Genomic DNA, 26,702 nt, shown 5'->3' on the forward strand with positions numbered 1-26,702 from the left:
CTACAAAAATATCTGAAATCCTAAAGAAATATTGAATTGATTTTTGCCGCTCGCGGGTTGCTGTAGAAGTTTTCTATCCATATCACTATCTTTTATTTTCTGTAAAAAGCCTGCATTAAGCGAAACGGCGGAACCTGTTATTCCTAGCATAGAGGGCGTATAATATAAAAAGCCCAATTGACCATTAAAAAAAGTTGAGCCCCTGTAATCGTACTCAGGATAAACAACATTTTTTGTAAAAGTATTTACCTGTGTAGCTGCTACCGATAAATCATTTACCAACGGTTTAGTAAAACCGGGTTTGATGGTTATTTTAAATAGCTGGTTATTCCTGTAAAAATACTTCCCGGCATATACAGACACATCAGCAACCGTATTTTCATAAAAATGAGCGGCTAAAAAATCTTTTTTGGTAAAATGCTGTAACCCGCCGTCTATGCCCATTTCAGTGCTTGCTTTTTTTTCTTTTTTTAAAGTAAATAAATATTGAATCCCTGCAATATGTTCATCAAATAAATAGCTGGCGCCGTTTGACGAAGACATAAGTACGCCTGTACCTTCATTTATAATACCATTCAATGATATCTGATGAGAAGAGGCATCATTATCCGTATAAATAATAGCAGCCAGTTTTTGTATGGTCAGGTCATAGCTGCTATGCACGAGTTCTTTTATATAATTATTGACTACATCATCAAAATCACCCCCTGAAGGAATGGTATCAGCTGCATTCCGCAGGTTGAAATTCTTTCTGGCCGCAAAACTGCTAGAATAATTTGCTTTAACATTCCAGGCTCCGGTTTTTGTGGCAAAGCTGACGCCCCAGGCATCTATCCTGTCTTCCGATCGCGAATATGCCTGTGATGTGTACTGGGCAATATAGCCGTATCCGTCATTAATATATAACCGTCTTTCAGGATATTGCTGACTGGTGCGGAACATTTCATTTTTATAAACAATATCATACATGCCATCCCTTTTTCCCAAACTATACGTTGCTCCGAAAGTTATATTCCTGATTTGAAGAGTTATACCGGGAGTATATTCCAGATGAAAGAGCTTGCTGTCAGGCCGCGGATCAATTGACCCTGTTGACCAATGGTAATCGTAGTTAAGCAGTGATGTGATGTATAAATGTTTTATAACCGGGTAACTGATTCCCGCTTCAAAATTCAGGTTTTGCCGTTCATAATTACCGGCTTTCGTTGCAAAATGCGTATATGGCTCCCCGTTTTGCAGGTTGCCGCTTAAATTATTAGCAAGGCTGTCTTCCCATATTTTATCAAAATAAAACTTACCCATTATTTTAGCTTTGCCAAGCGTTGTAAACCCTTCGGTATAAAGCACCACGTTCTGGGTTTTGCAGGCAGTTACAGGGAGCTTAAAATTCCTGTTTTGGTTGGTATAGCCCAATTCCAACATAGCAGCCTGCGGTAGTGTATCCGCAACTAATTGCGTAAGGCTGCTTTGCATAAACTGTATTTGTTGCTGCCGGTAAGTGTTTATATAGAGACTGTCCGACTTCAGCCGCTTGCTACGTTCTGTTTGCAGGACTTTATAAAAATCAGGGCTGACAGATGACAAAGTATCCGCCAATACAGGTACCTGTGCATGAAGGCTATTCATGCACAGACACAAGCTTGCAAACAGGTATATTTTAGTGAATCGCCGCATCAATACTATTTCTCAAAAGACGCATCGGTTTTAGAAGGATCTGCCTTTGTTTTTGTTTCAAAATCATTGGAAGAGTTGTTGGTGTCCTGTAAAATCCTTCTGCCTTCTACTATTTTCACTGTTTTCCTGATCAGAGACTGGGAGGAGTATTGTCCTCCGGTTACAAACGTGCCTGATACATCTAAAGAAACAGGGAATCGTTTTGGTACCCGATTTGTTTCCAATGGCGTTAAAATTTCAACTGCATCTATAATATCCGCAACCTTGACCTGAGCACAAAAGCTGGCAGGAGAACCAGGCACTGAGTATCGGGGCCATTCATTAACAGGAAATGGTGTTTTTGTTTTAAACATAAAAAAATCTTCTCTGCCGCTGGCATCCATCACCCAGTCATTACCCTGGCGCACATGAACTACATCAACATTTTTAACATTTGGATTATCCACATCCCATTTATAAGGCGTAATATCATTTAGATATTTTATCAGGTTTATTTCAAAATCAGCTTTACTCAAATCTACAGATAAAGAAGGATCGATAATATTCTGCATAACCGGAACTCCGTTTGTTGTGTCATAGATAGCATAGGGAGCTGTATGGTTAACTGCTGTCTGAGCAATAATCATGCTCTTACCAGGTTCCAGCGGATGTTCTTTTCCGTTGCCCGGTATCATAAATAAATATCTTGCATATATATAATCCTTATTAGGATCACCAATATTTGCCGGCATCCCCGGAGAAGTGCTCCAATCTAAAGGCACACCGCCTGCGCTTATTTTAGTATTCGACTGCCAGGTATTCCCAAAATATAAACTATCTAAATAAATGGTTTGATTGGAATTATTGTAGATCTCAACAAATTCATCTCTGAAACTTGCTCCTGTTTTCGTATTAGACCCTGCATAATAAATCTGCTTAAATACCAGATCCCCGATCTTACCGCTTTGCAGGGTTAGCTTAATATTCGCATTTTCGTTCACTGCCTGTGTTGCCGTGGCATTGTAAGCCACGTTAGATGCAACAGGTATGCTGGTGGCGGCATAAAATTCCTCTGCCGTGTAATTTTTTGAAGCCGAAACCGTGTAATTGCCCGGAGAAACACTTTCAAATATGGCGATCCCGTCAGCATTGGTAGTGGCCGTATTTTCCTGGCCATTCACCAGGTTGGTTATTTTTACCGGGATATCTGCTTTTGATAACCCGAATGCACTGTCCTCAGTGGTGTATTCTATCTGAACACTTAACGATACAGCCTTCACTGTATCAATATCCGATTTCCGGCAGCTAAAAAAAACTGCCGCAATTAAAATGCTGAATAACAATAGTTGCTTTTTCATGTTTTATATTATGTGTAGTTATTACAATTGCAAACTGCCTCCAATCGTTATGCTTACCGGTATATAATTATACAATCCTACGGTCTGTGCGCCTTCGCCGTTTGAAATTTTATACGCTTTCGGTTTCATATTCAATACATTGAAAGCGCTTACAGACAGCCTTATTTTTTTATTTATTTCTTTAGCCACCCGCATATTAAAAGTCCAGAAACCTTTTGAGGGAATAATATTTTTTTCTGCATCATCCTTCTCCGCATCCTTTCTTAAATAAATAAAATCATCACTACGTGCCTCTTCGGGCGTCAATGGAATGTATTCCCCGGTATATAAAGTATATCCAACAGGATAAATATTTTGCGCATCCCATCGACCTTTTAATAATGGCTGATAATCAGCTATAATACTTACAACAAAACCAATACGGGGAATATGTGTAACTGAACCAAAATTGATTACCGAACTGCGGGACACCTTTTGTTTACTCAGATATGTAACATACACGGCTCCATAACGGGCATAAGCCGCATCAGAAGCTACCTGCGTGACAGTAGGATTCCCGTCTTTATACTCAGAAACCGTATATCCGCCATTCACTGAGAGGGAAGTAGCAATGACAGGAATGATTTTGGATTGAAATGAGAACTGAATCCCATAATCAACAGAGTGTAACCCGTTATTCATCCGGGTTCTGCTCAGGTCCCAAATTTTACCGGATGCCCCGGTTGGAAAATAGGTCAGCGTACTGTCTGCATTTATCTTATAATCATAAATGGGTACTGTAACAGGTATAAATTCATTGAAGGTATTGAACCCATCCTTATTATCCTTGTAATAAGCAAAAACAGAGGCGGTACCAATTTTGGAAGACGTATAGTTAATACCCTGCTCAAACTGATAAGTGACCGCATTTTTCAGGCTTCTGTTCTCTGCCGGTACCTTTTGAGTGTATACCAGGTATAAGCTGCTTTTTATATAACCGGTGTACAGGTTTAACAAAGGTATATCAAAATAGGTAGGTGAAGGATACAGGTGTGCTAAAGAGGGGGCTTTATATGTTATGCCATAAGCGCTGCTTATGCTCAGGTTTTTATTGATCGTATAGTTAAAAGAAATCCTGGGCTGGGGCATCAGTCTGTTGTTCTGAGTATTTAGCCTGAAACCGGCACCCAGGTTAAACCGTTTGGTAAACAGCCTGCCTCTGATATTATCCTGAAAATAGACAGAAAAATTATTTTCAAACTGCACACTATCCTCATAATTAAAAGGACGTTCATTTTGATTTGCCTGATTCACCCATCTGGGCGTATTGGGGTTTACAATATTTCCCTGGCCTTTATTACCGGAAGCATTAAATGAGAGACCAAAAGACAACTGGTGCTTCAGCCCCAATGTTGACAGCTGCTTTGATTGCATATCCATATTGATACTATATGAAATAGGCTTACCATCTATCTGTTCTACTGCCAGATACTGACCGGGAATAAAGTAACCTTCATAGACGCCGGTTGTATCTTTGTATCCTATCCCTTTGGGAGATTGATTCATTAAATACTGGTTATAGGAATCCTGCTGTCCAACAGAATAGTTTAACGCCAGGGATGCGTTATCTAAAAAACGTTTATTGAAACTGAAAGTGGTGTTATTGCTGAGTCTTATGCTTCTTCTTTTTGAATAGCTCATTACCCTTGCATCATCATCGGGGTCTTGCTTGATATCATCAAAATTTGATGAGGCCGTTATTGTAAACGAGTTCCGGATATTATCAGTGATATTTTTTGTCCACTTGATGCTTACATTAATATTATCATAGGTTTTTAGCTGATCCCGGGGATCATCGTTGCTGTTGGTATACCCTACGCTAAAATTTAATGCGCCTGCTTTTTTACCCAGATCAAAACCCCTGGACAAAGAAAAACTGCTGGATCCCCCATTGATATTTGTATTAAAGCTGTAAGGCGTTTTACCGGCTTTGGTTGTTATCAGTATTGCGCCATTTGTAAAATCGCCATACCTTGATGAACCAATGCCCTGGATAATTTCTATGCTGGCAATGTTGGACATAGGAATATCTCTCAGATCAAAGCCATTATAGGTAACATCTGATGCCGGTTTTCCCTGCGCATTCAACGCGGAACCTCCAAATCCACGGGAAGATAATCCACGCGATTGCATATCTGTTTCATTACTGATGCGGATGCCATCGATAAAAATGGCGATGCCAAAAGAATTATTAACGGCACTAAAACCATCCGCAGCTGTCCTTAATGTAATGGTTTGAGGTGTCTGTAGATTCGGCGGCTGCGTTTTCTTACCAGGTAATGCATTTATTATATCCGCCAGAGAAAATGCCTGCAACTGCCGTATGGCCTCTTCATCAAACACGATTGATGAAGCAGAATTCTGGTTTTTAACTACGCTTGTTACAACAACATTATTAAGGGTTAAACTCAGGTTTTGTAATATTATTTTTAAAATAAGCGGATAATTTTCGCGCCTTACAATTACTGTTTCGGCAGCTTTATTTATAAAGGAAGCCTGCAGCTCAATACTGTCGTAATTCAGCAGCGTTGCCGGAAACTCAAACTCACCTTTTGCGTTGGTGTTACGTGAAGCTATTTCAACATTATCGACGCTTAGCTTTACTGTTGCAAATTGTATGGGTTTTCCCTGTGTATCTTCCACTACTCCTTGTAAACCATTGCCATTCTGCGCATTCACTCCTGAAACTGCACTTGCTGTAATTAAAAGCCAGATACAGAAATATTTAGCGATAGTTTTGCCCATTTTCAGAACGCAAAAGTACCCTACCTTTTCACTTTGTATTTACGAAATGCGGAAAAATTTGTAGCAGGGTGGAATATTAATTGCGGGTGCGCCAATGTTTATCAACCACACCTTTATTGTTATGGCTTTTAGCTTTTTTCTGCAAATTTCTTATTGGACTGGCGTTAAGCGCCCGGCTCTTTATTCATCTGCATCGCCCAGCTGAAAATTGAGCTGCGGCTTGTTGGGATCAAGATCTACTTTTTCCGGTGTTGTTCCAAAGCGGGCTACATTATTCCCCGGCGTACGGTCAATAAGTTTTAAATATGGGTCAATACCTGCCTTTACCGGTTGCTGATGAACAGTAAATATAAATGTCTGCTCCGGCTGAACCATTTTTATCCGTTGTAGTATCAATGGATTTTCATTTCCGTTTGCCTTCTTTTCTGCAAATACACCGATATCCATATAATCATTTACCGCGGCCCTTTTTTGCTTACCCACGCTGTCTGCATAAAACTTTGCAGACCCGACGGTGAGCGTTACTTTATAGCTACCGTCCGGCAGCTTTTTATAATCCAGGGCCTTTACATAATTTTCATAGATCGTTATTTTCTCAAACAGGTCGCTGACCAGGTATTGCAGGCTGTCCGGGGTTGCTTTTTTTAAATCATTCACCAATTCAACGGAATTGGTATATAAAGGTCCGTAATATCGGTTCTTATTAATATAAGCCCTCAGTGCATTGTTCAATGCCTCTTCTCCTATAAAGTCCTTAAGCGCGTACAGGACCACGCTTCCTTTATTATAATGAATATACTGTTGGTTCTCACAAAGCATCAGCGGTAGCTCCCCTTTTCCTTCCAGGGTGCGGCCCCGCAAATAATGATCCATTTCCCTTTTCAGGAACCGGCGCATACCATCTTTACCATATTCCTTTTCCATAACCATCAGAGCGCTGTACTGGCTCATGGTTTCGCTCATGAGCACGCTGCCCTGCACATCGCCGCCAATTACCTGGTGCGCCCACCATTGATGCGCTACTTCATGAGCTGTTACATAAAAAGGCAGGTCTATCTTTCCGGGGCCTTCTTTTACTTTTAAAATAAAACCGATATCTTCTGAATAAGGAATGGTGTTTGGGAATGACTGCGCATATTGCCGGTAGCGCGGAAATTCTATGATGCGCACCTGCCGGTGCTGGTAAGGCCCGAAGTTTTTTGTATAATAATCCAGCGATCTTTTCACACTTTTGATCATCCGGTCCAGGTTGTATTCATGGCCCTGCTGGTAGCAGATCTCAATAGCCACACCGTTCCAATGATCTTTTTTTACCCGGTAGGCAGCGCTGAGGAAGGAGTAAAAATTCAGAATGGGGCTGTCCATCCGGTACTGGTAATAATGCCGCCCTCCGGCTTTCCATTCTTTTTGCAGGTAACCGGGCGCAAGGGCGATCTGGCCCTCATCGGTACTGACAGTCGCTTCAAAACGGATCCAGTCTGCATCATGAGAAATATAATTATACCTCCTTGCCAAAGTATCATCTACTTTTGCCATACGGGCTTTGGGCGGAAGCCCATAATCTTTGCGGGCCTTGTTCTCACCCAGTTCCAGCCTTGGGTCGTACCCAATCATCGGGAACAATGCATTGCTGATAAAAGTACCGTTGCTGACCACTTCTGAATGGATCCGGTCCAATAACCCGCGCGGGCTGTATACTACATCAAATCTATACACGATACTATCTCCCGGCTGAAGCGGCTGCTGTAAACGGAACAATTGCACGCCGTATTCCTGATCATTTGAAATAAGGGTTGCCGGAACCTGCAGCCAGGATTTTAAAAAACGGAACCTGCTTTTTTTGCCGGCTTCGTATTTTATATAAACAGTGTCGATGGGTTGACCTATTTTATTCTTTAATGTATAAAGGCCGCGGGCATGAAAACTTTTAGACTTTGTAAACAACTCCACATCAACAGTAACCGATACGATCCTGGGCTGCGCCATCCCTTCATATCTTTTATAACGCTTTTCAAATGCTGCCTGCAGCCCCTGCTGCACTTTGGGAGTGGATGCATCCTGCAGAATGTTCTGCTGATAAAAAATAAAGGCGCCGGTTCCTGCCGTAATCAATACCAATAGCGCCAATAATAGCCGGAAGCGAAATGTATTTGCTTCTTTTGACAGTCGCCATCTTGCCTTCAGCGATCTTTCTTTTCCGCGGGGGTACAATAAAATACCCAACATGCACAAAAGCCCGGTCATCCCCATCCAGTAAACACGGAAAAAGGGCCAGTTGATAAAATCGCCTCCGAAACCATTCATATCAGAATACGGTCTCATATCGCCGTTGCCATTAAAATCATAAAGATCCCCATTCCATTGCAAGAAAGAAAAAACGATCGGGAGCAACAGGATGGGAACCAGTGAAAGAAAGAAACCAAGGTACTTGTCGGTAGTAAAGCACTGGATGGCCAGACAGGCACCTATAATTACGATTCCTTCAAAAAAATCCCGGATCACGGCAACCACATACTGCCAGAGATCAACCGTACCGGATCCGGCATACAGCTGAAGCAGTATTCCCGTAAGCGCTGCTATGGCATAAAGCACCAACAGGACGAGCGATAAAGCCATGAGCCGGGACAGGAATAACAGGGAATTGCTTACCGGCGTTACACCGATGAGTTCATCCATTTTTGTTTCCTTATTCCTCCATATAACAGTGCCTGCTGAAAAGATAAGAAAGATCATTCCAAAGAACGGAAAGATGCCCATCACCATAGAAACGATCGTATGCGTAACCAGGTAGGTAGGCGCATCTGAGAACAGATCATTCAAGCGGACGGTGAGCACCAGCATGCCCAGGCACAATAAAAGAATGATAAAGAAAAAAGGCTTTTTCAGGGCCTTCCGGAATTCAAACCGGGTAAGGTGCAGGAGGCGCACCCACCGGCTGTTGCCCGAAAGGTTCTGCATAACCTTGGGGAGCCTGTCATATTTTTTTGCGGGATCAGCATTCCAATCTGCTTCGCTGGCCCTTTTGAAAAAACGCAGCGGCTGCAGGTATTGTGAAAAGTTAAACCCGGTATACCCTACTATACAAATAACAACAGCAACACCGATCCACAGCAGGCGGTTATAAAGCAATACACCGGTAAGCGGGATCAGGTTATTATTTTTTTCCTGTGGTGTCCAGTAGGCGGTTATATAACGAAAAGCTTTTTCACCCAACGGATCAAGCATTGCAGCAAGCATTTTATGATCCATATCTTCTCCAATGGCACCGGATGCCACAAGAACCACCATAAAAATGATCGCAAATATATAGGAGGCCATGGTGCTCCTGAGAAAGGTGGTCAGCGAAAAAAAGATCGTACCCAGCAATATGATATTAGGCAGGGTAAATAACAAAAAGGGCTGCAAATAATTCATCAGCTTAAAAGGCCCTACGCCGGGCTTCCCCACGCATAACAATGTGCCGGTAAGATATCCCAGGGCCAGACCGGAAAATACAAATACAGCTACCGCCAGCGAACCGGACAGGCGCCCCCAGAAATAACCGGCTTTTGAAATGGGTTTTGTAAAGAACAGCGGATATATGTTGTACTGATAATCTTTCTGAATGGCTGTGCCTGCAATTGAAATAAGAATAATGCATACCAGTATGCTGAAAATATTGCCACCGGTGCCAATGAGCACGCCGGCTACGGATGCAGCAGAATTAATGGTAACGTTACTGTCTGATTTTGCAGTAGCAAAGAAGCCGCCGCTTGCCAGCCCAATCAGCAGTGTCAGTAGGAACAGGATCCCAAAATAAATATAGGTAGCCGGTTTCTTAAAGCCGGTCTTTAGTTCAAAGGAGCAGATTTCTTTAAACATAGCAGCTTAGTTGGTGGCAATGGTTGAAAAATATACGTCTTCCAGCCCGGCCGTTACCGGATCAAAACCCTCTTCCGGCCGGTCATCCGACAATACATGGATAATGAGCTTCCCTTCTGAAATGTATTGCGAGATCACTTTGAATTGTTCCATATATTGTTTCAATGCCGTTTTTTCAATCACCTTCCGCCATATCCTTCCCTGGAAGGCTTCTACTGTTTTTGCAGGCGTTCCCTCCAGCAATATCCTTCCCTTATTCATTACCACCATTTTATTACAAAGCGTTCTCACATCTTCCACAATATGGGTGGAAAGAATCACAATCACCTGCTCGCCGATCTCGCTTAAAATATTATAAAAGCGATTGCGCTCCATGGGATCCAGACCCGCGGTAGGCTCATCAACGATCACCAGCCGCGGATTCCCCAGCAGGGCCTGTGCTATTCCAAAACGCTGGCGCATGCCACCGGAATATTCGCTCAGGTTCCGCCTGCGGGTTTCATATAAATTGGTCTGCTGCAGTAATGCGTCTACTATATCATTACGTTCCGCCCTGTCAGTAATGCCTTTTAATACCGCAAAATGATGCAAAAGATCCAGCGCAGTCACCCGCGGGTAAAAACCAAAATCCTGAGGCAAATAGCCCAATACCTTTCTTAACGCAGCTTTTTGGTTCAGTACATCAATATCGCCCAAATGAATACTGCCGCTGTCCGGATCCTGTAGTGTGGCGATGGTACGCATCAGGGTGCTCTTTCCGGCGCCGTTGGGCCCTAAAAGACCAAACATACCCTTGTCAATGGTAAGATGGATATTCTCAAGCGCTTTTAATGTGCCCCTGTAGGTTTTACTTAAATTGCGGATCTGTAGTTGCATCGGTCAGTTATTTTTTAGCTTTTCCGTAAAATAACTGAAAAAAATGAAAGCGCCTTAAAGATTTAGAAAAACAGGATACCTTTACAAAAAATTGAAATGGCTGAATATTCTATGGGCGAAGCGTTGAATGAGTTTTTAAATAAAAGCCGGATAAAAGGAGATATCCAGGCTTTGCGCATTGATGCCATATGGGAGGAGATCATGGGAAAAACAATTGCGCGTTATACAGATAAACTACAGATCATCGGAGAAAGGCTGATCATCTCCACTACTGTTGCCCCGCTGAAAAATGAACTGCTTTACCAGCGCGATAAGATCATCCGCCGGGTAAACGAGGCATTGGGACAAAACGTAATCAAAGAAGTGGTTATAAAATAACTATTACGGCCAGTGGCTTATAAGCGATGCTCTGCTATCTCCGCACCCTTGGATCAAACACCCCGTACAGGACATCGGCAACAATATTCATAAGCACAAAAAACGCAGCAGAGATCAGCACCGAGCCCATTACCACCGGGTAGTCCAGTTTGTCCAGGGCATCTACGGTAACCTTCCCGATCCCCTGCCATCCAAAAATATATTCCACAAAGAAAGCCCCGGCCAGCAGCTCGGCAAACCAGCCGGTAACCGCGGTTATAACAGGGTTCAATGCATTTTTTAAAGCATGCTTCCAGATGACGGCCCGTTTCTTCAGTCCCTTGGCATAGGCCGTGCGGATATAATCCTGGTCCAGCACATCCAGCATGGAACTTCTTGTAAGCTGGGTAATGATGGCCAGCGGGCGGATGCCCAATGTAAGGGCTGGAAGGATCAGGTTCTTCAGCGTCAGTGTCCTATGCCCCGTTACCGGATCAATATCAAACCAGTTGCCTGTAATATGCAAACCGGTGTATTTGGTCAGCACAAACCCGAAGACATAGGCAATAATGATCCCCATAAAAAAGGACGGGGCAGAAATGCCTACGATACTTGAAAAGATGGCTGTTGTGTCCAGCCAGGAGTTTTGCCGCACCGCAGCCACCACACCCAGGGGAATGCCGGCCGCTACTGCGAATGCCATTGCGGCGATCGTCAGCAGGATCGTTCCAGGCAATGCTTCCATCAGGATGCTTCCCACATTGCGTTTTGTCTGGTAAGAACGCCGGAGGTAAGGGATTTTAAACGCCAGTTTTTTTTCACCACCGATAAAAATCCCCTTCAGCCCTTTGGAGGCGATCTCCTCTTTATTGTGAATGGCAATGGGAGAAACATCGTTGATATAAAGCACAAACTGTTTCCATTTTGGCTGATCCAGGTATAATTCTTTGCGGATATTTTCCTGCGTTTTTTTATCGCCGGTCTGCCCCATTATGAGGCGCGATGGATCGCCGAAACCCTGGAACAGGAAGAACACCAGCATGACCACACCGGCCATTACCAGTATGCTGTACCCGATCTTTTTTAAGATATACTGAATCAATGTCTTTAATTTATTGAGCTGTTATATCTGTTAAATGATTAATTTAATATGCTCCCGCTGAATACGCTGATTGCTCATTTACCGTTCTGCAAAAATCTGTGCTCCTGATTTCCGGAACTGCGGGAATTCCACCGGATGTTTAAAGCTAACCTCCATTTATTTTACGGAGCTGGTATCAGCAGAAATCAGCTCCTGGTACGCTGGTGGCGGAACCACCGGCAATGCCTTCAGCACCTTCAATGCCGCATCCAGCTTTTTATAGCTCCATTTACCGGCTATGGTGCCTTTTTTCAGCAGGTATAAAGTAGGATTGGTACGGGCGGCCATCCGGATCATCACCCGGTCGCCCGCTAACACTTCAAGCCCTTTAAAACCGGTTGCTGCGATCTCCTGCTTTACCACCGGTGCCAGGCTGCTGATGATATACAGGGGTACTTTCTTTTTTTCTGCCCAATGATAGACGGGTTCAAAACCGTTCTTCCATTTTTCTACAGGTGTGGAAGCATCTTCATGAAACAGCAACAGCACATAGTTTCCACCGAGTATCTCCTGTGTAACATTGATGCCCGCGCTGTTCTGAAAATCAAATCCCCTGATCTCCGGGATGTTGTTGGTGCCCTTGCGGATCACTTTATCATACCGGTCAATGAATTTATAGGTGCTGTCATTAAAATCGTCCGGAAAATGATCCGCATTAAATTCTAATTTTTTGCCCCCTTTTTCATATACAAACGTGATCTCTGTACTGTCCGGGATGCTGTTTGCAGGCACTTTTGTTTTATCAGGAATATAATTTCCCGTTTTAAAAGGAAGGCAATCCAGCACCGGAAGATAGTGCAGGGTATACCATTGAATACCGAAAGAAAGTAATGCCAGAACTACTAATACCGCATTGGTAACACTTTTTGAAAAGACCGGCTGGATGTATTGCCGGTTAAAGAAAAGGAACAGGATCAGGATCAATAATACCACATCCTTGGCAAAAGAGGCGCCTGAGCTGATAGGGATACAATCTCCAAAGCAGCCGCAGTTGCTGAATTTGCCGGATAAATAGGCATACCCTGTAAGAAACGTAAAGAACACGATCAGCAACAGCAGCAGCCAACTGATCAGTTTTTTCTTCCAGCCCAGCAGTAAGGCTACGCCTGCTATGATCTCAAATGCGATCATCAAAACGGACAGCGTAAGCGTGATGCCGTCCAGCGCGCTCATCTTCCACAGGTCAAAGAACTCCTGCATTTTATAGCTGAGCCCGATGGGGTCATTCGCTTTGATCAATCCCGAAAAAATAAATAATATACCAACAATAAACCTGCAACTATTTACCAAAGCCTTCATCATCTTCCGGTTTTATGATTGCGCCCCGCCCTGCAAAATCAGTGCAAAAACAGCATAGTTAATAATATCATTATAGTTTGCGTCTATCCCTTCACTGATCAGCGTTTTCTGGTCATTGCCCAGTATCTGCCGGATACGCTGCAGCTTCATCAGTATCAGGTCCACAAAGCTTTCCTGGCTCATGCTGCGCCAGGCTTCACCATAATCATGGTTCTTATTTTCCATCAGGTCTTTCGCCCGGGCAATGTATATATCATAATACTTTATCACCTCTTCTTCTTTCAATTCTTCCGGTGCTTCTTTAGGAAGCTCCAGCTGAATCAGCCCGATCACCGCGTAATTAATGATGCCCTTAAACTCCCCGGCAATATCATCTGCAATCTTTTGCTGTTGCTGCTCCTGGATAGTGCGGATCCGCTGCGCTTTAATATAGATCTGGTCTACAATAGATATCGTTCTCAGCACCCTCCATGCGGTGCCGTAATCTTTGTTTTTTTTGAGGAATATATCCTTACATTCATCAATAACCGCATCGTATTGCTTGCTTGTTCTATTCATAATTTTTATTACTGAATGTTGTTTTAAAGAGACGGCTTTAAAGGGTACCTTATACTTTAAACCCCGGCAACATGTTATCTTTACGCCCAAAAATAACAAACAAATCCTGATGTTGACCCTTAATTGCCGGGGAAAGTTCATTTCGTTGCAAAAGCCGCTTGTGATGGGCATTCTGAACATCACTACCGATTCTTTTTTTACAGGAAGCCGCCATAAGACCGATACAGCCCTGCTCAAGAAGGCAGAAGAGATGCTGAAATCCGGTGCTGCGATGCTGGACATCGGCGGTCAAAGCACCCGGCCGGGCAGTCAATTACTGTCTGCAGATGAAGAGGCCGGCGCCGCCATCCCTGCTGTAGCGTTATTGCACCGTTATTTTCCGGAAGCGATCCTTTCCATAGATACATTCTATGGCAAAGTAGCTATGGAAGCCGTTGCAGCCGGTGCTTCCCTTATCAATGATATCAGTGCCGGAACACTGGATGCCAACATGCTCACTACTGTTGCCTCTCTGAAGGTTCCTTATGTGCTGATGCACATGCAGGGAACCCCGCAAACCATGCAGACCCGCCCTCATTATGAAAATGTAACGCTGGAAGTTCTGGATTTTTTTATAAAAAAGACGGGGGCACTGAAGGCATTAGGGATCAATGACCTGATCATCGACCCCGGTTTTGGCTTTGGAAAAACCAACCGGCACAACTTTACATTGCTCAGGCACCTGCAGGTGTTTTCTATGCTTGGGTATCCGGTGCTGCTGGGTGTGAGCCGTAAAGGTACTATTTACAAGACCCTGGGTATAACGGCAGCAGAGGCGCTGAATGGCACTACTGTTTTAAATACCATAGGAACCCTTAACGGAGCATGCCTGCTGAGGGTGCATGATGTAAAAGAGGCTACAGAAGTGATCCGGCTTTATGAGCGCTATCAGAACAGCTAAGAAAATGCTCCGGCAGTGCTCAATTGCTGCTCCAGGTACGCCAGTGGCATTGCACCGCTTTGCCGCCATAGGATTTTACCGCCTTTGAACAATATAAAAGTAGGCACGCTCTGCACCTGATAGGCAGCAGCAGCCTGCGGACTCTGGTCAATATCTATCTTTATAATAGAAAGCTGATCTCCTACTTTAGCTTTCAGGTCATGCAGCACAGGAGCCATCATCTTGCAGGGCCCGCACCAGGTAGCCGTAAAGTCAACCAGAACAGGTTTTTCACCCTTTATTAAAGATTGAAATGTTTCCGCCATTTTTAATCTTTTTGTTTCTGTAAATATAGCCAACAATCAGGCCCGTTCAAAACCGGATTTTGCAAACAAAAACAGCTGCCAGAACGTGGCAGCCGTTTTATTCAGTAACAGGATCTTTTATTTTTTACTGTCTTTTGCAGCATCCGGCACGGCAGGTTGTGCAGTTGCCTGTGGAGCCTGTTGAGGCGGTGTGTCGGCTACCCGCATAATCTCTACCTCAAAATACAGCGGCTCATATTCCTTAAACGGGGAACCAGGCGGCGGATTTTTACCGTAGGCAAGGAACCCGGGTATATAAATCACTCCTTTGCCTCCCTCTTTAAATTGCTTTACCCCGTCATCAAATCCCGGTATAGAAGAACCGTCTGTACCAACCTGGGCCGTAAAAGAATCGGGGCCTATAAATACAGCATCCCCCTCTACTTTTTTACCGGTGTACCTGAGCGTTACAAACTTCCCGTCTGCCGCCTGCTTGCCTGTACCGGGTTGATCTATTTTTACAAAGGTTCCTAAAGCGGTTTTTGTAGCAGTAATATTTTTCTTCTTCAGATAGGCCTCCATTTCAGAAAGCTGTTTTTGCCTGCCTCCTGATTTTTCAAAAGCAATGGAGTCCTCTCTTTCCTTTTGTTCCATCCTTTTCTGGAACGCCTCTCCTTCTTTCTGGTAATCCAGTCTTGCCAGGCTGTCTGACTGGAACACGTCCAGCACTTTAAGGGTAAAGGTCAGTTGGTCTCCCTTCTTCATAAACGGAGGTAGCTGGGCTTCCTGGGCAATTCCCTTTTTAATAAGAGAATCCACATACAGGATCACAACAGCGCTATCTCCTTTTTTAAGGAATTTATAGATCTCATCAGGTGCATAAAACGGCTGACCCGGCAGCTGCTTTATATCCTGAACCTGGGCATAAAAAGGGATCCTGCTGTAAGTATCTTCCAACAGGGTATCCTTTGAACCGGAAAGCCTTACGGATTGATTCATTTTTAAAATAGCGCCTGTTTTTGTGGAATCTTTGCTGCTGCCTTCATAGATCCTGTACTTTAATCCACTGGAAGTGGTCTTAAAACCGGAATTCCGGCATGCAGCAAACGCTAGCACTGTTAAAAGCATCAACCCCTGTAATTGCAACTTTTTCATTGGATATGCCTCTGATTTTTATGCACAGTAGTTACTTTTTCTTTTGTTCTTTCACGTCTTTGCCGGCTGGTTGTGAAGCAGGCATTTGCGGCTGAGGCTGTGCGGGAGTATCGGCCACATCTGTAATTTCCACCTCAAAATACAAAGGCTCATACTCTTTAAAAGGTGAGCCGGGAGGAGGATTTTTACCATAGGCAAGGAACCCGGGTATATAGATCACTCCTTTTCCGCCTTTTTTAAATTGCTTCAGGCCATCTTCAAAACCGGGAATACTGCCCTGCTGACCAATAGGAACTGTAAAGCTGCTTGCCTGGAAGGAACTATCCGTTTGTAAATGTTTTCCGTTATATTTAACCGTTACAAATTTGCCATCTGTAACAGGCGTGCCATCTCCCGGGTTATCTATTTTTACAAAAGTGCCCAGGGCTGTTTTTGTGGCAGTAATATTTTTCTTCGTTAAATAGTCCTGGACATCAGCAATTTGTTTTTGTTTGGCGCCTGATTTTTCAAAGGCAATTGAATCCGCCTTTTGCTTGGCTTCAGCCTTTTTCTGGTAAGCCATTCCCTCTTTCTGGCGGTCGAGCATTGCCAGGCTGTCATTTTTAAATACATCCAGCACCTTAAATGTAAAGATGAACTTGTCGCTCTTTTTTATAAAGGAAGGCAGTTGTGCTTCCTGGGTCAGTCCTTTTTTAATAAGCGAATCCACAAACATAACGATAACAGCACTATCCCCTTTTTTCAATTTAGGCAGTACTTCCATAGGGCTGTAATTGCCCTGGCCCGGAGGAACCGGCTGCACGGGCATATATTCAGGCATTGTTTCATAGGAATTGTACAATACGGTATCTTTTGAGCCTGAAATTTTTTGTATAACATTAAATTTCAGGACTTCGCCCATCTTAGCAGAGTCTTTGCTTCCCCCATCATAGATTATATACTTCAGCCCACTTGGGGTGGTCTTGTATTCTGCATTTTTGCAAGCTGTAAAAGCAGCGGCTGCAAGTACCACCAGGCCCAATGTTTTAAATTGTTTCATTGTTGTTTTTGTGTTATTTTATTGTAATAATTGTTCGTTTTCCTTTAATGCGGTTTTGAACTGCAGAATCGTTTCCTGGAGCGATTCTTTTGTACCACCCCCGGATGCATTAAAATGGCCGCCCCCGTTAAAGTATTTGCGGGCAAAGCTGTTGCAATCAAAAGTATCTTTACTCCGGAAGCTCCATTTCCGCTCTTCATCCCTGTCTATAACCAGGGCCGCCAGTTTGATCCCCTGCACAGATAGCGGGAAGTTCACGAGCCCTTCCGTATCACCTGTTTTTATTTCATATTTTAACAGGTCGTATTTGGGTATTGCAATTAATGCGGCATTATATTCATAAAAGAACTCCAGCCGGTGCAGGAATGCATTTCCCATAAAACGCAGGCGGTTTTCAAGAAAATTATCAAACAGCTGGCTGTGGATCTCTGTATGCCGGATGCCCTGCTCCATCAGCCTGGCTGCCATGCGATGCACGGCCGGCGTGGTAGCCTGAAAACGGAAAGACCCGGTATCTGCAACAACGCCTGCATATAAACAGGTGCTGATATCAATATCCAGCATGGCTTCATGACCTGCATCCTTAATAAAATCATAGACCATTTCACAGGTCGAGCTCTTATTAACATTACTGATCCCAAAATCAAAGGATCGGGCGTCCGGCTCCTGGTGATGATCAATCAATACTTTGATGCATGTTGCCTCATACAGATCCGCAGCAAAATTTTTAGTGCGGTGAAATACATTAAAATCCAGGCAAAAGAGATAGTCTGCAGCCGATAACAGCGGGCGAACCTTTTCTTTTTCCCGGTCATAGTTGAGCACTTCCGCCACGCCCGGCATCCAGTTCAGCCAGTTAGCCCAGTTAGTGGGCGAAACAACCGTAACCGAATGCCCCAGCTTTTTCAGGTAATGGTACAAACCTAACACAGAGCCCATTGCATCCGCATCAGGTTTCTGATGCATAGTGATGAGCACTTTTGCGGGTTGTTGTAATAAAGGATATATGTCTGCTATCGGCTTCAACGGGCGCAAAAATAGGTAAAACTACGCTTTTAGATCGACGAATTTTCCTAAATTTGCACCCCAAATTAAATATTTAACCCAATATGAGTAATCGTACTTTTACCATGATCAAGCCTGATGCCATGAAAAACGGGCATGCAGGCGTGATTATTGACCGCTTTATTAAAGAGGGCTATAAAATTGTAGCTTTGAAGGTCACCAGGCTCTCTGCTGAAAAAGCGGGTGAATTTTATGCTATACATAAGGAACGCCCCTTTTATGGAGAGCTGGTTCAGTTCATGAGCAGCGGTCCAATTGTTGCGGCCATTCTTGAAAAAGAAAACGCCGTGGCTTCTTTCCGGGAACTGATCGGCGCTACAGACCCTGCCAAAGCTGCTGAAGGAACCATCCGCAAGCTGTACGCGACTTCTTTAGGAGAAAACGCGGTGCATGGCAGTGACAGCGACGAAAACGCTAAAATTGAAGGAGATTTCTTCTTTAGCGGTTTGGAAAGAGTTTTATAATAAGAATACCTATTTCATAAAAAAACCGGCAAATGCCGGTTTTTTTTGTGAGATTACGAATTCGTAACTAATCCGGAATTACAGCTGATGACAGCACCATACCCTGTGGTAACGGGCGATGGAGCGTTTTCTGCGCCACATTTCTTTCATGTACCATTGTCTGATGGTAAAAAAGGAATAACAATGAAGGAATTGCCGTTATAAATAACAACAACAAAATGGAAAAAACGCGTTTCATAAAGTAAGTTTTTTAAATAGTTAACGTAGGATATTAAAATTTCGCAACAAAACAACAAAGAAAGTGTTAAGTTGCTGTTTACGGATTATTGTTATTTAATTAAATTTCTTAAACGGGACCTGGATTTATTAAATACGTTCCGTCCAAGATCAATGCCTTTTCTCCGCTCCTTCTGTTCCTCTTCCGGCAGGTGAATAAACTCCTGGCAATTGACACTGCAACACCCGTCATATTGTTTCCTGCACTCTTCACATTGTATGAACAACAGATGACAGGCGTCATTGGCACAATTCACATGTGTATCTGCCGGCTTGCCGCATTGATGACAACGTGCAATCACCTCATCAGTTACCCGCTCGCCGAGCCGTTGATCAAATACAAAATTCTTGCCATGAAATTTATTTTTGATCCCTTTTTCTTTTACCTGGTTTACATAATTAATAATGCCCCCTTCCAGGTGATATACATTTTTAAATCCTTTATGCAGCAAGTAGGCAGAAGCTTTCTCACAACGGATCCCCCCGGTACAGTACATAATGATATTTTTATCAATATGTTCCTGCATCATATCTACAGCCATAGGCAACTGGTCACGGAATGTATCACTGGGCACTTCAATAGCCTTCTCAAAATGCCCCACCTCGTATTCGTAATGATTGCGCATATCAATGACGATGGTGTCTGAAAGTTCTGTTAAACTGTTGAATTCCTGTGCATTTACATACTTTCCTTTTTTGGACATATCAAAACCGGGATCGTTTATTCCATCTGCAACAATTTTTTCCCGCACCTTTATATCCAGCACATAAAAGGATTTGCCATCATCATCTACTGCTATATTCAACCGCAGGTCTTCCGGAAGCTGATGGGCATAAAGCGCCTGCTTTAATTGCTCAAAATTGCCGGCAGGTACGCTGATCTGTGCATTTATACCTTCATTTGCAATGTAGATGCGCCCCAGTACACCAATAACCGACAACGCTTTATACAATTGATTCCGGTAGCTTACTGGTTCGTCAATTTTAAAATAATGATAAAAGGAAAGCGTTGTTCTGGGCGTAGTATCCTTTAAAATACGCTCTTTCAGCTCCTTTCTGGAAACACGGTTGTGTAAGGCCATGGTTTTTTGAAATTTGAATTACGCAAGCGTAATAATTAAATAATAATTGGACAGTTGCAGGCTGCACCAAATTTCGGCTGCAAAAGTACGGAAACAATGGCAGACTACCAACCCGATGGGTGAACCAGGATAAAATAAAACTAAAAAAATAGTTGTTAAACTAAGTTATTAGTTCTACCTTGCTGTCAAATTCCAATTTTTTATGAAACAACTGACGAAAGCAGAAGAACAGATCATGCAGGCTTTATGGCAAAAAGGCCCTATGTTTTTAAGAGAGATCCTGGAACTGCTGCCCCCGCCCAAACCCCATCAGAATACGGTGGCCACAATTTTGAAGATACTGGTAGAAAAAGAGTTTGTAACAGTAAACGTTTTTGGGCGCCAGCATCAGTATGTGCCGGCAGTAACCAAGGAAGCTTATTCCAAAAGAACCATAAAGCAGATGGTAAAAGGATATTTTGAAGGTTCCTTCAGCAACATTGTTTCCTTTATGGTAAAGGAGAATAATCTGAGCATAGAAGAATTAGAGACCCTGTTACAGCAAATAAAAGACCAGAAAAATGCCAAAAATAATCCCCTGCAAAAATCTACAAAATAATTGGTACGATTTCAAATAACCGGTAAATAATGCTTTTATGAAAACGATTGTTCCTTATCTGTTACAGGTATTTCTTTGCTCCGGGCTGCTTTATAGCTATTACCTTATTTTCTTAAAAAACAAAAAGTTTCATGGTTTTAACCGCGCCTTTCTGTTAAGCAGTTTCGTCATCAGCCTGGCAGTACCGCTTATAAAAATACCCTATTATATCTCTATAACAAAAGAAACAGGTGCAGGAGTGAAAGCGTTGGTAAAATACAACGAATTGCTGTTGCCGGAAGTGGTTGTAACGGCAACCGGGAAAACTGAATCTGGCTGGGGCCAATTCCTGTTTGTCATATATATATCCATCACCTTATTAATACTACTAAAAATTATTGCAGGCGTTATTGATCTTTTAAAACAGCGCTTACGCAATAACTCACAAAAATGGCAGCACATCCGGGTTATAGAAACAGGAGATCCATCGGCGCCCTATTCCTTTTTTAACTGGCTCTTCTGGAGCAGGAATATTGATGAAAACTCAGAACGCGGAAAAAAGATCCTGCAACATGAAATATATCATATACAACAACTGCACAGTATTGATAACATCCTTACAGAACTGATCACCGCGATGGTATGGATCAACCCGTTTTTCTGGCTGATCAAAAATGAGCTGAAAGCCGTGCATGAATTTTCTGCCGATGCATTTGCCAGCCGTAACAGCGGCACACTTGTATATGCCGAAATTCTTGTAACCGAAGCTATCAGGCAGAAACACAAACCACTTGTAAATTCTTTTTTTAACAACCAACTCAAAAGAAGAATCAACCTGTTAACAAAAACAACAGATAATAACCCGCACCGGTTCAGGCAATGGATGGCAGTTCCTCTATTCCTGATGATTTCCGTTTTGTTTATTGTAAGCTGTCAGCAGGCTGATCACAAACTACAACAAACAGCGGATTCCATAACAACCAACCCGGTTGCAAAAATACCCGATAGCAGTGCTACCGGTTCCGGCAAGATTTTAACAGGATCCACTGTTACTTTAAAGGATACGCCAACTATAGAAGTAAAAAAATTTGGCCCTCCAAAAGTTGAAAAGAAGGAACCTGAAATTTTTACAAAAGTAGACAAAGACGCAGAGTACTCCGGGAACTGGAGTCGTTTTTTGCAACAGCATCTCCGGGGAGAAGTACCGGTTGATAATGGAGCTGCCCCTGGCAACTACCTGGTCATTGCCCAATTTGTGGTAGACGTCAACGGTAATGTAAGTGATGTAAAGCTCATCAAAGATCCCGGCTTTGGCATGGGCAAGGAGACTATAAGAGTTATTAAACAATCAGGGAAATGGAAACCCGCAATGATGAAAGGCAAACCGGTAAAGGCCTACCGCAAACAACCCATTACCTTCCAGGTGCAGGAAATGTGATATCCGGCAAGTTTATTATTGTCAAATGATGCTGCAACAAAGATCTGATAGTCATCAAAAACTTAAGCAATTGAGTGTGCGTTTATTACTCGTATTATGCGTTGTCTTGAATACAGCGTATGCTCAAACCCATCAACCGCATCCATTAAATAGCGCGATCCGGAACCTTCTATAGCAGTAAAAGCCGGAACCTGCTCTTATGCTGTTGGCAGTAATTTAAAAACAACCTAACAATGAAACAGATAATCACAATTTTAATTTTATTAGCCAGTTCTCTTACATACGGGCAGACTTATAAAACTTTGGTTTCAGAAGCTGACGCTTTCTATAATAAAAAGGAATATAAAAAATCAGTTGAAAAGTATAAGGAAGCCTTTAAACTTGAACAAAAAAACGGGAATGATTTTTATAATGCAGGTTGCTCGGCGGCATTATCAGGCGACAAAGTGTTAGCACTTAAATGGTTAACCCTTGCCTTAAAAAACGGTTGGTCTAATGTCAGACATTTAAAGACAGACACAGATTTAACATCATTATATAACAATAAAAACTGGAACAAACTTGTTTCGGAAATGCAGGAAATAGTTGATAAAAGAGAAGCAGGCTATGACAAGCCTTTGCAAGCGAAATTGTTAGAAATTTACGATAACGACCAACAGATACGGAGACAATACATAACCGCACAAAAAGAATTTGGGCACCAAAGCAAACAAGTTGATAGTTTAGGTAACATCATGATGTATAAAGACAGTATAAATTTAATTAAAGTGACTGACATTTTAGATAAATATGGTTGGGTAGGTGCTGATAAAGTTGGTGGAAAAGCAAATCAAACCTTATTCCTGGTTATTCAACATGCTGACTTAAAAACTCAACAAAAATATTTGCCAATGATGAGAGAAGCGGTAAAAAATAAAAATGCAGGTAATAGTGCCTTAGCATTGTTAGAAGATAGGGTTGCATTAGGTGAAGGGAGAAAACAAATTTATGGCAGCCAGATAGGATATGACAATGAAACAAAAAAAAATTATGTATTACCGCTTGATGACCCAGATAATGTTGATAAGAGAAGAGCTGCAGTTGGACTTGGTTCACTATCTGATTATGTTAAACATTGGGACATAGTTTGGAATGTTGAAGAATATAAAAAAGAACAATCACAAATTGAAGAAAAACAGAAAAATGAAAAATAAACTTTTGCCACCACGGTATTTATGAAAAGCAGGCTGAACCTCATCAATTCAGCAACAGTAATTCTATTGAACTATAGAGCAAAACCAAACTTTTGTGCTTCGATTTCCCGAACTTCATAAATGCCCGGACCGATTAATTGCTGCCCCTAAAAAAATCAGCAGTCATTTATTGGCACGAAGCCTCAAATAGGCAGCGCCTAATGCAGCAAAACCAGCAACAATTCCGCCCACCAGTCCGGTAATAAGGACCAGCAATACCGGGCTGTTACCGATTCCCAATAACAGGCCGATTCTGCCCGCCAGGATGCCTCCGTTTGCCGTATTGATCAGTGCCGCTAAAACCACCCACAGCAGGAACACTGCAATAAAGCCGGAAAGGAAAGCACTGAAAGGTGCCTGGGGTAATAGGAATGCGATCACAAAGCCTGCTACTGCAATGATCCACCATGGGAAATAGACGCCGCCAACATAGGCCAACAGGGCCGTTACTATAATGCTTATAAAAAATTTCATACTATTATAAAAAAACGTTTTATCTGTTAAAATCCAATTTTCCGGGGTACTGCCTGCAGGTCTGTTGCAACAGCCTACCGCATTATTAGCTCTTTGAAAAGTTCATGATCCATTTTACACGCGCATCCCTGCTCTCCTCTTTTTTCATCAGCCATAACTGGTAATAATTTCCGGAAGCCCAGGTGTCAACAGCGTTATCATAGAAGCGGCTGCCGGGGTTACCGCTTTGTCCGCCCGGGTACACACCATAGGCTACCGTGGGCGTGCTTAGCTCAACGATCATCCTCCAGCTTGGACCATGACTTTTGGTTACAGCGTTGATAATATTTCCCCATCCCCCCACATTCAGGCTGGTACGCGCAAAGGGCATCAATGCATTCTTCAGCAGGTGATAAATGGTCACATCCTTATATTTAGCCCATTGCAGCCTGCCTTCTTTTTCTGTTTGTGTCAGCCCTGCAGCAGTTCTGTTTAAGGCATCCGTAACAACAGTGCGAATGGTTTCTGTTTCCCGTGTATGAATATTATCTGCAAAACCCATCACCGTTGTATCGCCCCGTTCCAGTATTTCCATTAATGTTTCTTCTGCCGGTAACTCTGCTTTAAACCCTGCTCCGCTGAACTCATCTTCCCAGATGCCTGCCGACAGTGAGTCCATCCAGTTCTGGTAGATCGTTTGCCCGTTGGAAGCCGGGTCTGCAAAAAGATCCCATCCTTTTACAATATCAAAATACTTCTTGGCTTCAGGAGTTAGCCCGGACATATCCGTGAACCGGATGAGCAATGGCACCATATCCCTGGCCGTTATATTGAAATAGTTATTCTGCAATTCCATCATGGTTTGGGCAGTAATGTTGTTCGCGCTGCCCAGGTATTGATCGATGGCCCTTGCCCTGGGTGTAATATACGCACCGGGAATATAATAAGGGTATGCAGCACCGGCAGGTCGCTGGTTGGCGCTGAACAGGTATCCCCGTTCCGGATTTACGGCGTGCGGGTTTTCTGCCTGTGGTATATATCCCTGCCAGTCATAGCTGCTGTCGGTTCCCGGCATGATGTATTGCCCCTGGTTCTTCCATCTTGCCGGAAATTTACCCTGCTGCCAAAGCGCTATAGTACCGGATTGGGAGGCAAAGACAAAATTCTGCCCCGGGCATTCAAAGGACTTTATGGCATTTACATAATCCTCATAATTTCTTGCACGGTTCAGAAAGTAAAAGGTTTTACCGTCATCCCCGGTGTGATGCGCCGTCCATTTTACAGCAAGGCCATTGTTCTTAGTAAGGGTATCCCTGAAGGTGGCATCATACATAACCGGGCCAAATACCGTATAAGCAACGGTATCGTATACAGTGGGCATTCCATTTACTTTTATAGTTTCAATACGCTGCTGGGCTGTTTTCCACTGGTTGTTGAACCAGTATTGCGTACGGCTGTCATCTTTAAACCGTATCGAAAAATAATCCTTCACATCACGCTGCGCATTGGTTACCCCCCATGCAACACTGTCGTTAAAACCAATGATCACATAAGGGCTGCCCGGTAATGTGGCGCCATATACCCTGCTCTCCGGCGTGCTTAGCTGCATTTCATACCATATGGAAGGAAGCGACAGTTCCAGGTGCGGGTCATTGCATAAAATGGGGACTTTGTTTACCGTTTTGCTGCCTGCTACCACCCAGTTGTTGCTGCCGTTGTCGGCATCCGGCGGGTATGCCTCATAAGCAGTTACCTGCTGCGGCTCTTTAAAATAGGCCGTGTCTGCACCTGCCGGCATTTTTGGATCAAACGGAGGCCGTATAAAGTCGGTACCCGGCGGTACAATAGGTTTTAAGGAATCGGGCACCTGGGGGTACAATGCATTGATCTGTTCTGTTGTAAAAAGGGAATGCAATCTTGTAAACGTAAGGTCTTTCTCCGTACCGGATGCCAGCATCTTTGCCATCATTTTCAAAAGCAGCGCCGTACGCAAATTGGTCCACTCCTCCGGTTCAAAATTTAGTATTTTATATTCCAGCGGAAGGTTGCTTTTTGTCAGCGAATGAATATAAGCATTGACTCCGTTGGTATACGCAGTATACACGGCGCGCGCCTTTGCATCTTTTTCCATTGCCTGCAACGAGTTCTCTGCTGCATATTTCATGCCCAACCGTCGTTGCTCCCTGTCATAGGCAATTGCTCTGGGGCCGGCAATCTCACTTACACGCCCTTCGGCTGCTCTTGTCTGCAGATCCATCTGGAACAACCGGAAACGGGCATGCAGGTATCCCTGAACAAAATACAGATCTTCATCATTATCTGCAAATACATGGGGCACCAGGCGTTCGTCAAAATACACCTGCACTTTTCCCTTTAGCTCAGGGAAGGAAAGATCGGCATTAAAAAGGGCAGCGGTATCTTCTGCATTTTGCCAGAAACCCGTTTGCGGGCTTAAAAAGCTTCCCGCAGGCATGGGCACTTTGTCGCCCAGGGGACGGTTCAGCAGATACACCAGTAAGCAAGTTATGGCAGCAGAAATCAGAAAAGGAATTGCTCTCATACATAAACCTTGTATCAGCAAGATACCAATTAAAAAGGAATTTAAAAAGTAGTTGCCAGAAGCACATTCGGGCTACATCAATGGCCAGTGCAGGCACGATGCATTTCTTTAGCAACAAGAAACACTCCTTACAGCCCCACACAAAATGGTACTGCTGCACTTAAATTGACGGCTATAACAGATGTACGGATTCTGACGATCGCATACAGGCATGTACTCTGTATTTACCCATGGTAATGGTAATGCTTCC

The 26,702-nt window shown here is 43.3% G+C and carries 22 protein-coding genes; 6 read left to right on the plus strand and 16 right to left on the minus strand.

Annotated elements, in window-relative coordinates:
• The 5 genes from A8C56_RS10495 to A8C56_RS10515 form a co-directional block, all read right to left on the minus strand.
• A complete protein-coding gene (locus tag A8C56_RS10495; protein ID WP_067755506.1) occupies positions 1–1,626 on the minus strand; it encodes a DUF6850 family outer membrane beta-barrel protein in 1,626 nt (541 codons plus the stop codon).
• Positions 1,627–1,679: 53 nt separating this feature from the next.
• Positions 1,680–3,011, minus strand: a complete 1,332-nt coding sequence (locus tag A8C56_RS10500; RefSeq protein ID WP_067755509.1) for a DUF4876 domain-containing protein — start codon at positions 3,009–3,011, stop codon at positions 1,680–1,682.
• Positions 3,012–3,032: 21 nt separating this feature from the next.
• Entirely contained in the window at positions 3,033–5,795 is a 2,763-nt protein-coding gene (locus tag A8C56_RS10505; RefSeq protein ID WP_067755512.1) for a TonB-dependent receptor, read from the minus strand.
• Positions 5,796–5,975: 180 nt separating this feature from the next.
• Positions 5,976–9,656, minus strand: coding sequence for an ABC transporter permease/M1 family aminopeptidase (locus A8C56_RS10510; RefSeq protein WP_067755515.1), 3,681 nt, complete (start codon positions 9,654–9,656; stop codon positions 5,976–5,978).
• 6 nt (positions 9,657–9,662) lie between these two features.
• The gene (locus A8C56_RS10515; protein ID WP_067755517.1) at positions 9,663–10,532 is read right to left on the minus strand and encodes an ABC transporter ATP-binding protein; all 870 of its coding nucleotides are present in this window, start codon (positions 10,530–10,532) and stop codon (positions 9,663–9,665) included.
• Between the two features lie 96 nt (positions 10,533–10,628).
• Here A8C56_RS10515 and A8C56_RS10520 point away from each other — a divergent pair, with 96 nt between their 5' ends.
• Positions 10,629–10,910: a DUF721 domain-containing protein gene (locus A8C56_RS10520; protein WP_067755520.1), complete on the plus strand. Its 282-nt coding sequence runs from the start codon at positions 10,629–10,631 to the stop codon at positions 10,908–10,910.
• A 34-nt stretch (positions 10,911–10,944) separates the two neighbouring features.
• Here the strand turns inward: A8C56_RS10520 and A8C56_RS10525 are convergent, their stop codons facing one another.
• The 3 genes from A8C56_RS10525 to A8C56_RS10535 form a co-directional block, all read right to left on the minus strand.
• The gene (locus A8C56_RS10525; RefSeq protein WP_067755523.1) at positions 10,945–11,991 is read right to left on the minus strand and encodes an ABC transporter permease; all 1,047 of its coding nucleotides are present in this window, start codon (positions 11,989–11,991) and stop codon (positions 10,945–10,947) included.
• Positions 11,992–12,147: 156 nt separating this feature from the next.
• Positions 12,148–13,332, minus strand: coding sequence for a BT_3928 family protein (locus A8C56_RS10530; RefSeq protein ID WP_245645842.1), 1,185 nt, complete (start codon positions 13,330–13,332; stop codon positions 12,148–12,150).
• A gap of 9 nt (positions 13,333–13,341) precedes the next feature.
• Positions 13,342–13,887: a DUF1599 domain-containing protein gene (locus A8C56_RS10535; RefSeq protein WP_067755526.1), complete on the minus strand. Its 546-nt coding sequence runs from the start codon at positions 13,885–13,887 to the stop codon at positions 13,342–13,344.
• Between the two features lie 109 nt (positions 13,888–13,996).
• On the opposite strand from A8C56_RS10535, the gene folP reads away from it, so the two are divergent.
• Positions 13,997–14,827: a dihydropteroate synthase gene (gene folP / locus A8C56_RS10540; protein ID WP_067755529.1), complete on the plus strand. Its 831-nt coding sequence runs from the start codon at positions 13,997–13,999 to the stop codon at positions 14,825–14,827.
• On the opposite strand, the gene trxA is transcribed toward folP, so the two are convergent.
• The 4 genes from trxA to A8C56_RS10560 all read right to left on the minus strand — a co-directional run bounded on the left by trxA (position 14,824) and on the right by A8C56_RS10560 (position 18,271).
• Positions 14,824–15,132 carry a thioredoxin gene (trxA, locus tag A8C56_RS10545; protein WP_067761872.1) on the minus strand — a complete coding sequence of 103 codons (309 nt, stop codon included), beginning with the start codon at positions 15,130–15,132 and terminating at the stop codon, positions 14,824–14,826. The genes folP and trxA overlap by 4 nt on opposite strands.
• A gap of 117 nt (positions 15,133–15,249) precedes the next feature.
• Positions 15,250–16,266: an FKBP-type peptidyl-prolyl cis-trans isomerase gene (locus tag A8C56_RS10550; RefSeq protein WP_067755532.1), complete on the minus strand. Its 1,017-nt coding sequence runs from the start codon at positions 16,264–16,266 to the stop codon at positions 15,250–15,252.
• A gap of 31 nt (positions 16,267–16,297) precedes the next feature.
• Positions 16,298–17,305, minus strand: a complete 1,008-nt coding sequence (locus tag A8C56_RS10555) for an FKBP-type peptidyl-prolyl cis-trans isomerase (RefSeq protein WP_067755535.1) — start codon at positions 17,303–17,305, stop codon at positions 16,298–16,300.
• A gap of 18 nt (positions 17,306–17,323) precedes the next feature.
• Positions 17,324–18,271: a DHH family phosphoesterase gene (locus A8C56_RS10560; RefSeq protein WP_067755538.1), complete on the minus strand. Its 948-nt coding sequence runs from the start codon at positions 18,269–18,271 to the stop codon at positions 17,324–17,326.
• Between the two features lie 143 nt (positions 18,272–18,414).
• On the opposite strand from A8C56_RS10560, the gene A8C56_RS10565 reads away from it, so the two are divergent.
• Positions 18,415–18,834 (plus strand): nucleoside-diphosphate kinase, encoded by a 420-nt coding sequence (locus A8C56_RS10565; RefSeq protein WP_067755540.1) that lies wholly within the window; start codon positions 18,415–18,417, stop codon positions 18,832–18,834.
• 67 nt (positions 18,835–18,901) lie between these two features.
• Here A8C56_RS10565 and A8C56_RS24460 read toward each other — a convergent pair whose 3' ends face one another.
• Both A8C56_RS24460 and trhO read right to left on the minus strand, forming a co-directional pair.
• Entirely contained in the window at positions 18,902–19,072 is a 171-nt protein-coding gene (locus tag A8C56_RS24460) for a hypothetical protein (RefSeq protein WP_157097947.1), read from the minus strand.
• A gap of 91 nt (positions 19,073–19,163) precedes the next feature.
• Entirely contained in the window at positions 19,164–20,192 is a 1,029-nt protein-coding gene (gene trhO / locus A8C56_RS10570) for an oxygen-dependent tRNA uridine(34) hydroxylase TrhO (RefSeq protein WP_067755543.1), read from the minus strand.
• Between the two features lie 202 nt (positions 20,193–20,394).
• Between trhO and A8C56_RS10575 the strand changes: the two genes are divergently transcribed.
• The 3 genes from A8C56_RS10575 to A8C56_RS10585 all read left to right on the plus strand — a co-directional run bounded on the left by A8C56_RS10575 (position 20,395) and on the right by A8C56_RS10585 (position 23,400).
• Positions 20,395–20,790, plus strand: a complete 396-nt coding sequence (locus A8C56_RS10575) for a BlaI/MecI/CopY family transcriptional regulator (RefSeq protein ID WP_067755545.1) — start codon at positions 20,395–20,397, stop codon at positions 20,788–20,790.
• A 37-nt stretch (positions 20,791–20,827) separates the two neighbouring features.
• The gene (locus tag A8C56_RS24110) at positions 20,828–22,207 is read left to right on the plus strand and encodes a M56 family metallopeptidase (protein ID WP_084490155.1); all 1,380 of its coding nucleotides are present in this window, start codon (positions 20,828–20,830) and stop codon (positions 22,205–22,207) included.
• Between the two features lie 233 nt (positions 22,208–22,440).
• On the plus strand, positions 22,441–23,400 hold the full coding sequence (locus A8C56_RS10585) for a DUF6624 domain-containing protein (RefSeq protein ID WP_067755548.1): 960 nt from the start codon (positions 22,441–22,443) through the stop codon (positions 23,398–23,400).
• A 162-nt stretch (positions 23,401–23,562) separates the two neighbouring features.
• Here A8C56_RS10585 and A8C56_RS10590 read toward each other — a convergent pair whose 3' ends face one another.
• Positions 23,563–23,913, minus strand: a complete 351-nt coding sequence (locus A8C56_RS10590) for a hypothetical protein (protein WP_067755551.1) — start codon at positions 23,911–23,913, stop codon at positions 23,563–23,565.
• 85 nt (positions 23,914–23,998) lie between these two features.
• The gene (locus A8C56_RS10595) at positions 23,999–26,452 is read right to left on the minus strand and encodes a penicillin acylase family protein (protein WP_067755554.1); all 2,454 of its coding nucleotides are present in this window, start codon (positions 26,450–26,452) and stop codon (positions 23,999–24,001) included.
• Positions 26,453–26,702 lie beyond the last annotated feature (250 nt).

The organism is Niabella ginsenosidivorans, assembly GCF_001654455.1.
GTDB lineage: Bacteria > Bacteroidota > Bacteroidia > Chitinophagales > Chitinophagaceae > Niabella > Niabella ginsenosidivorans.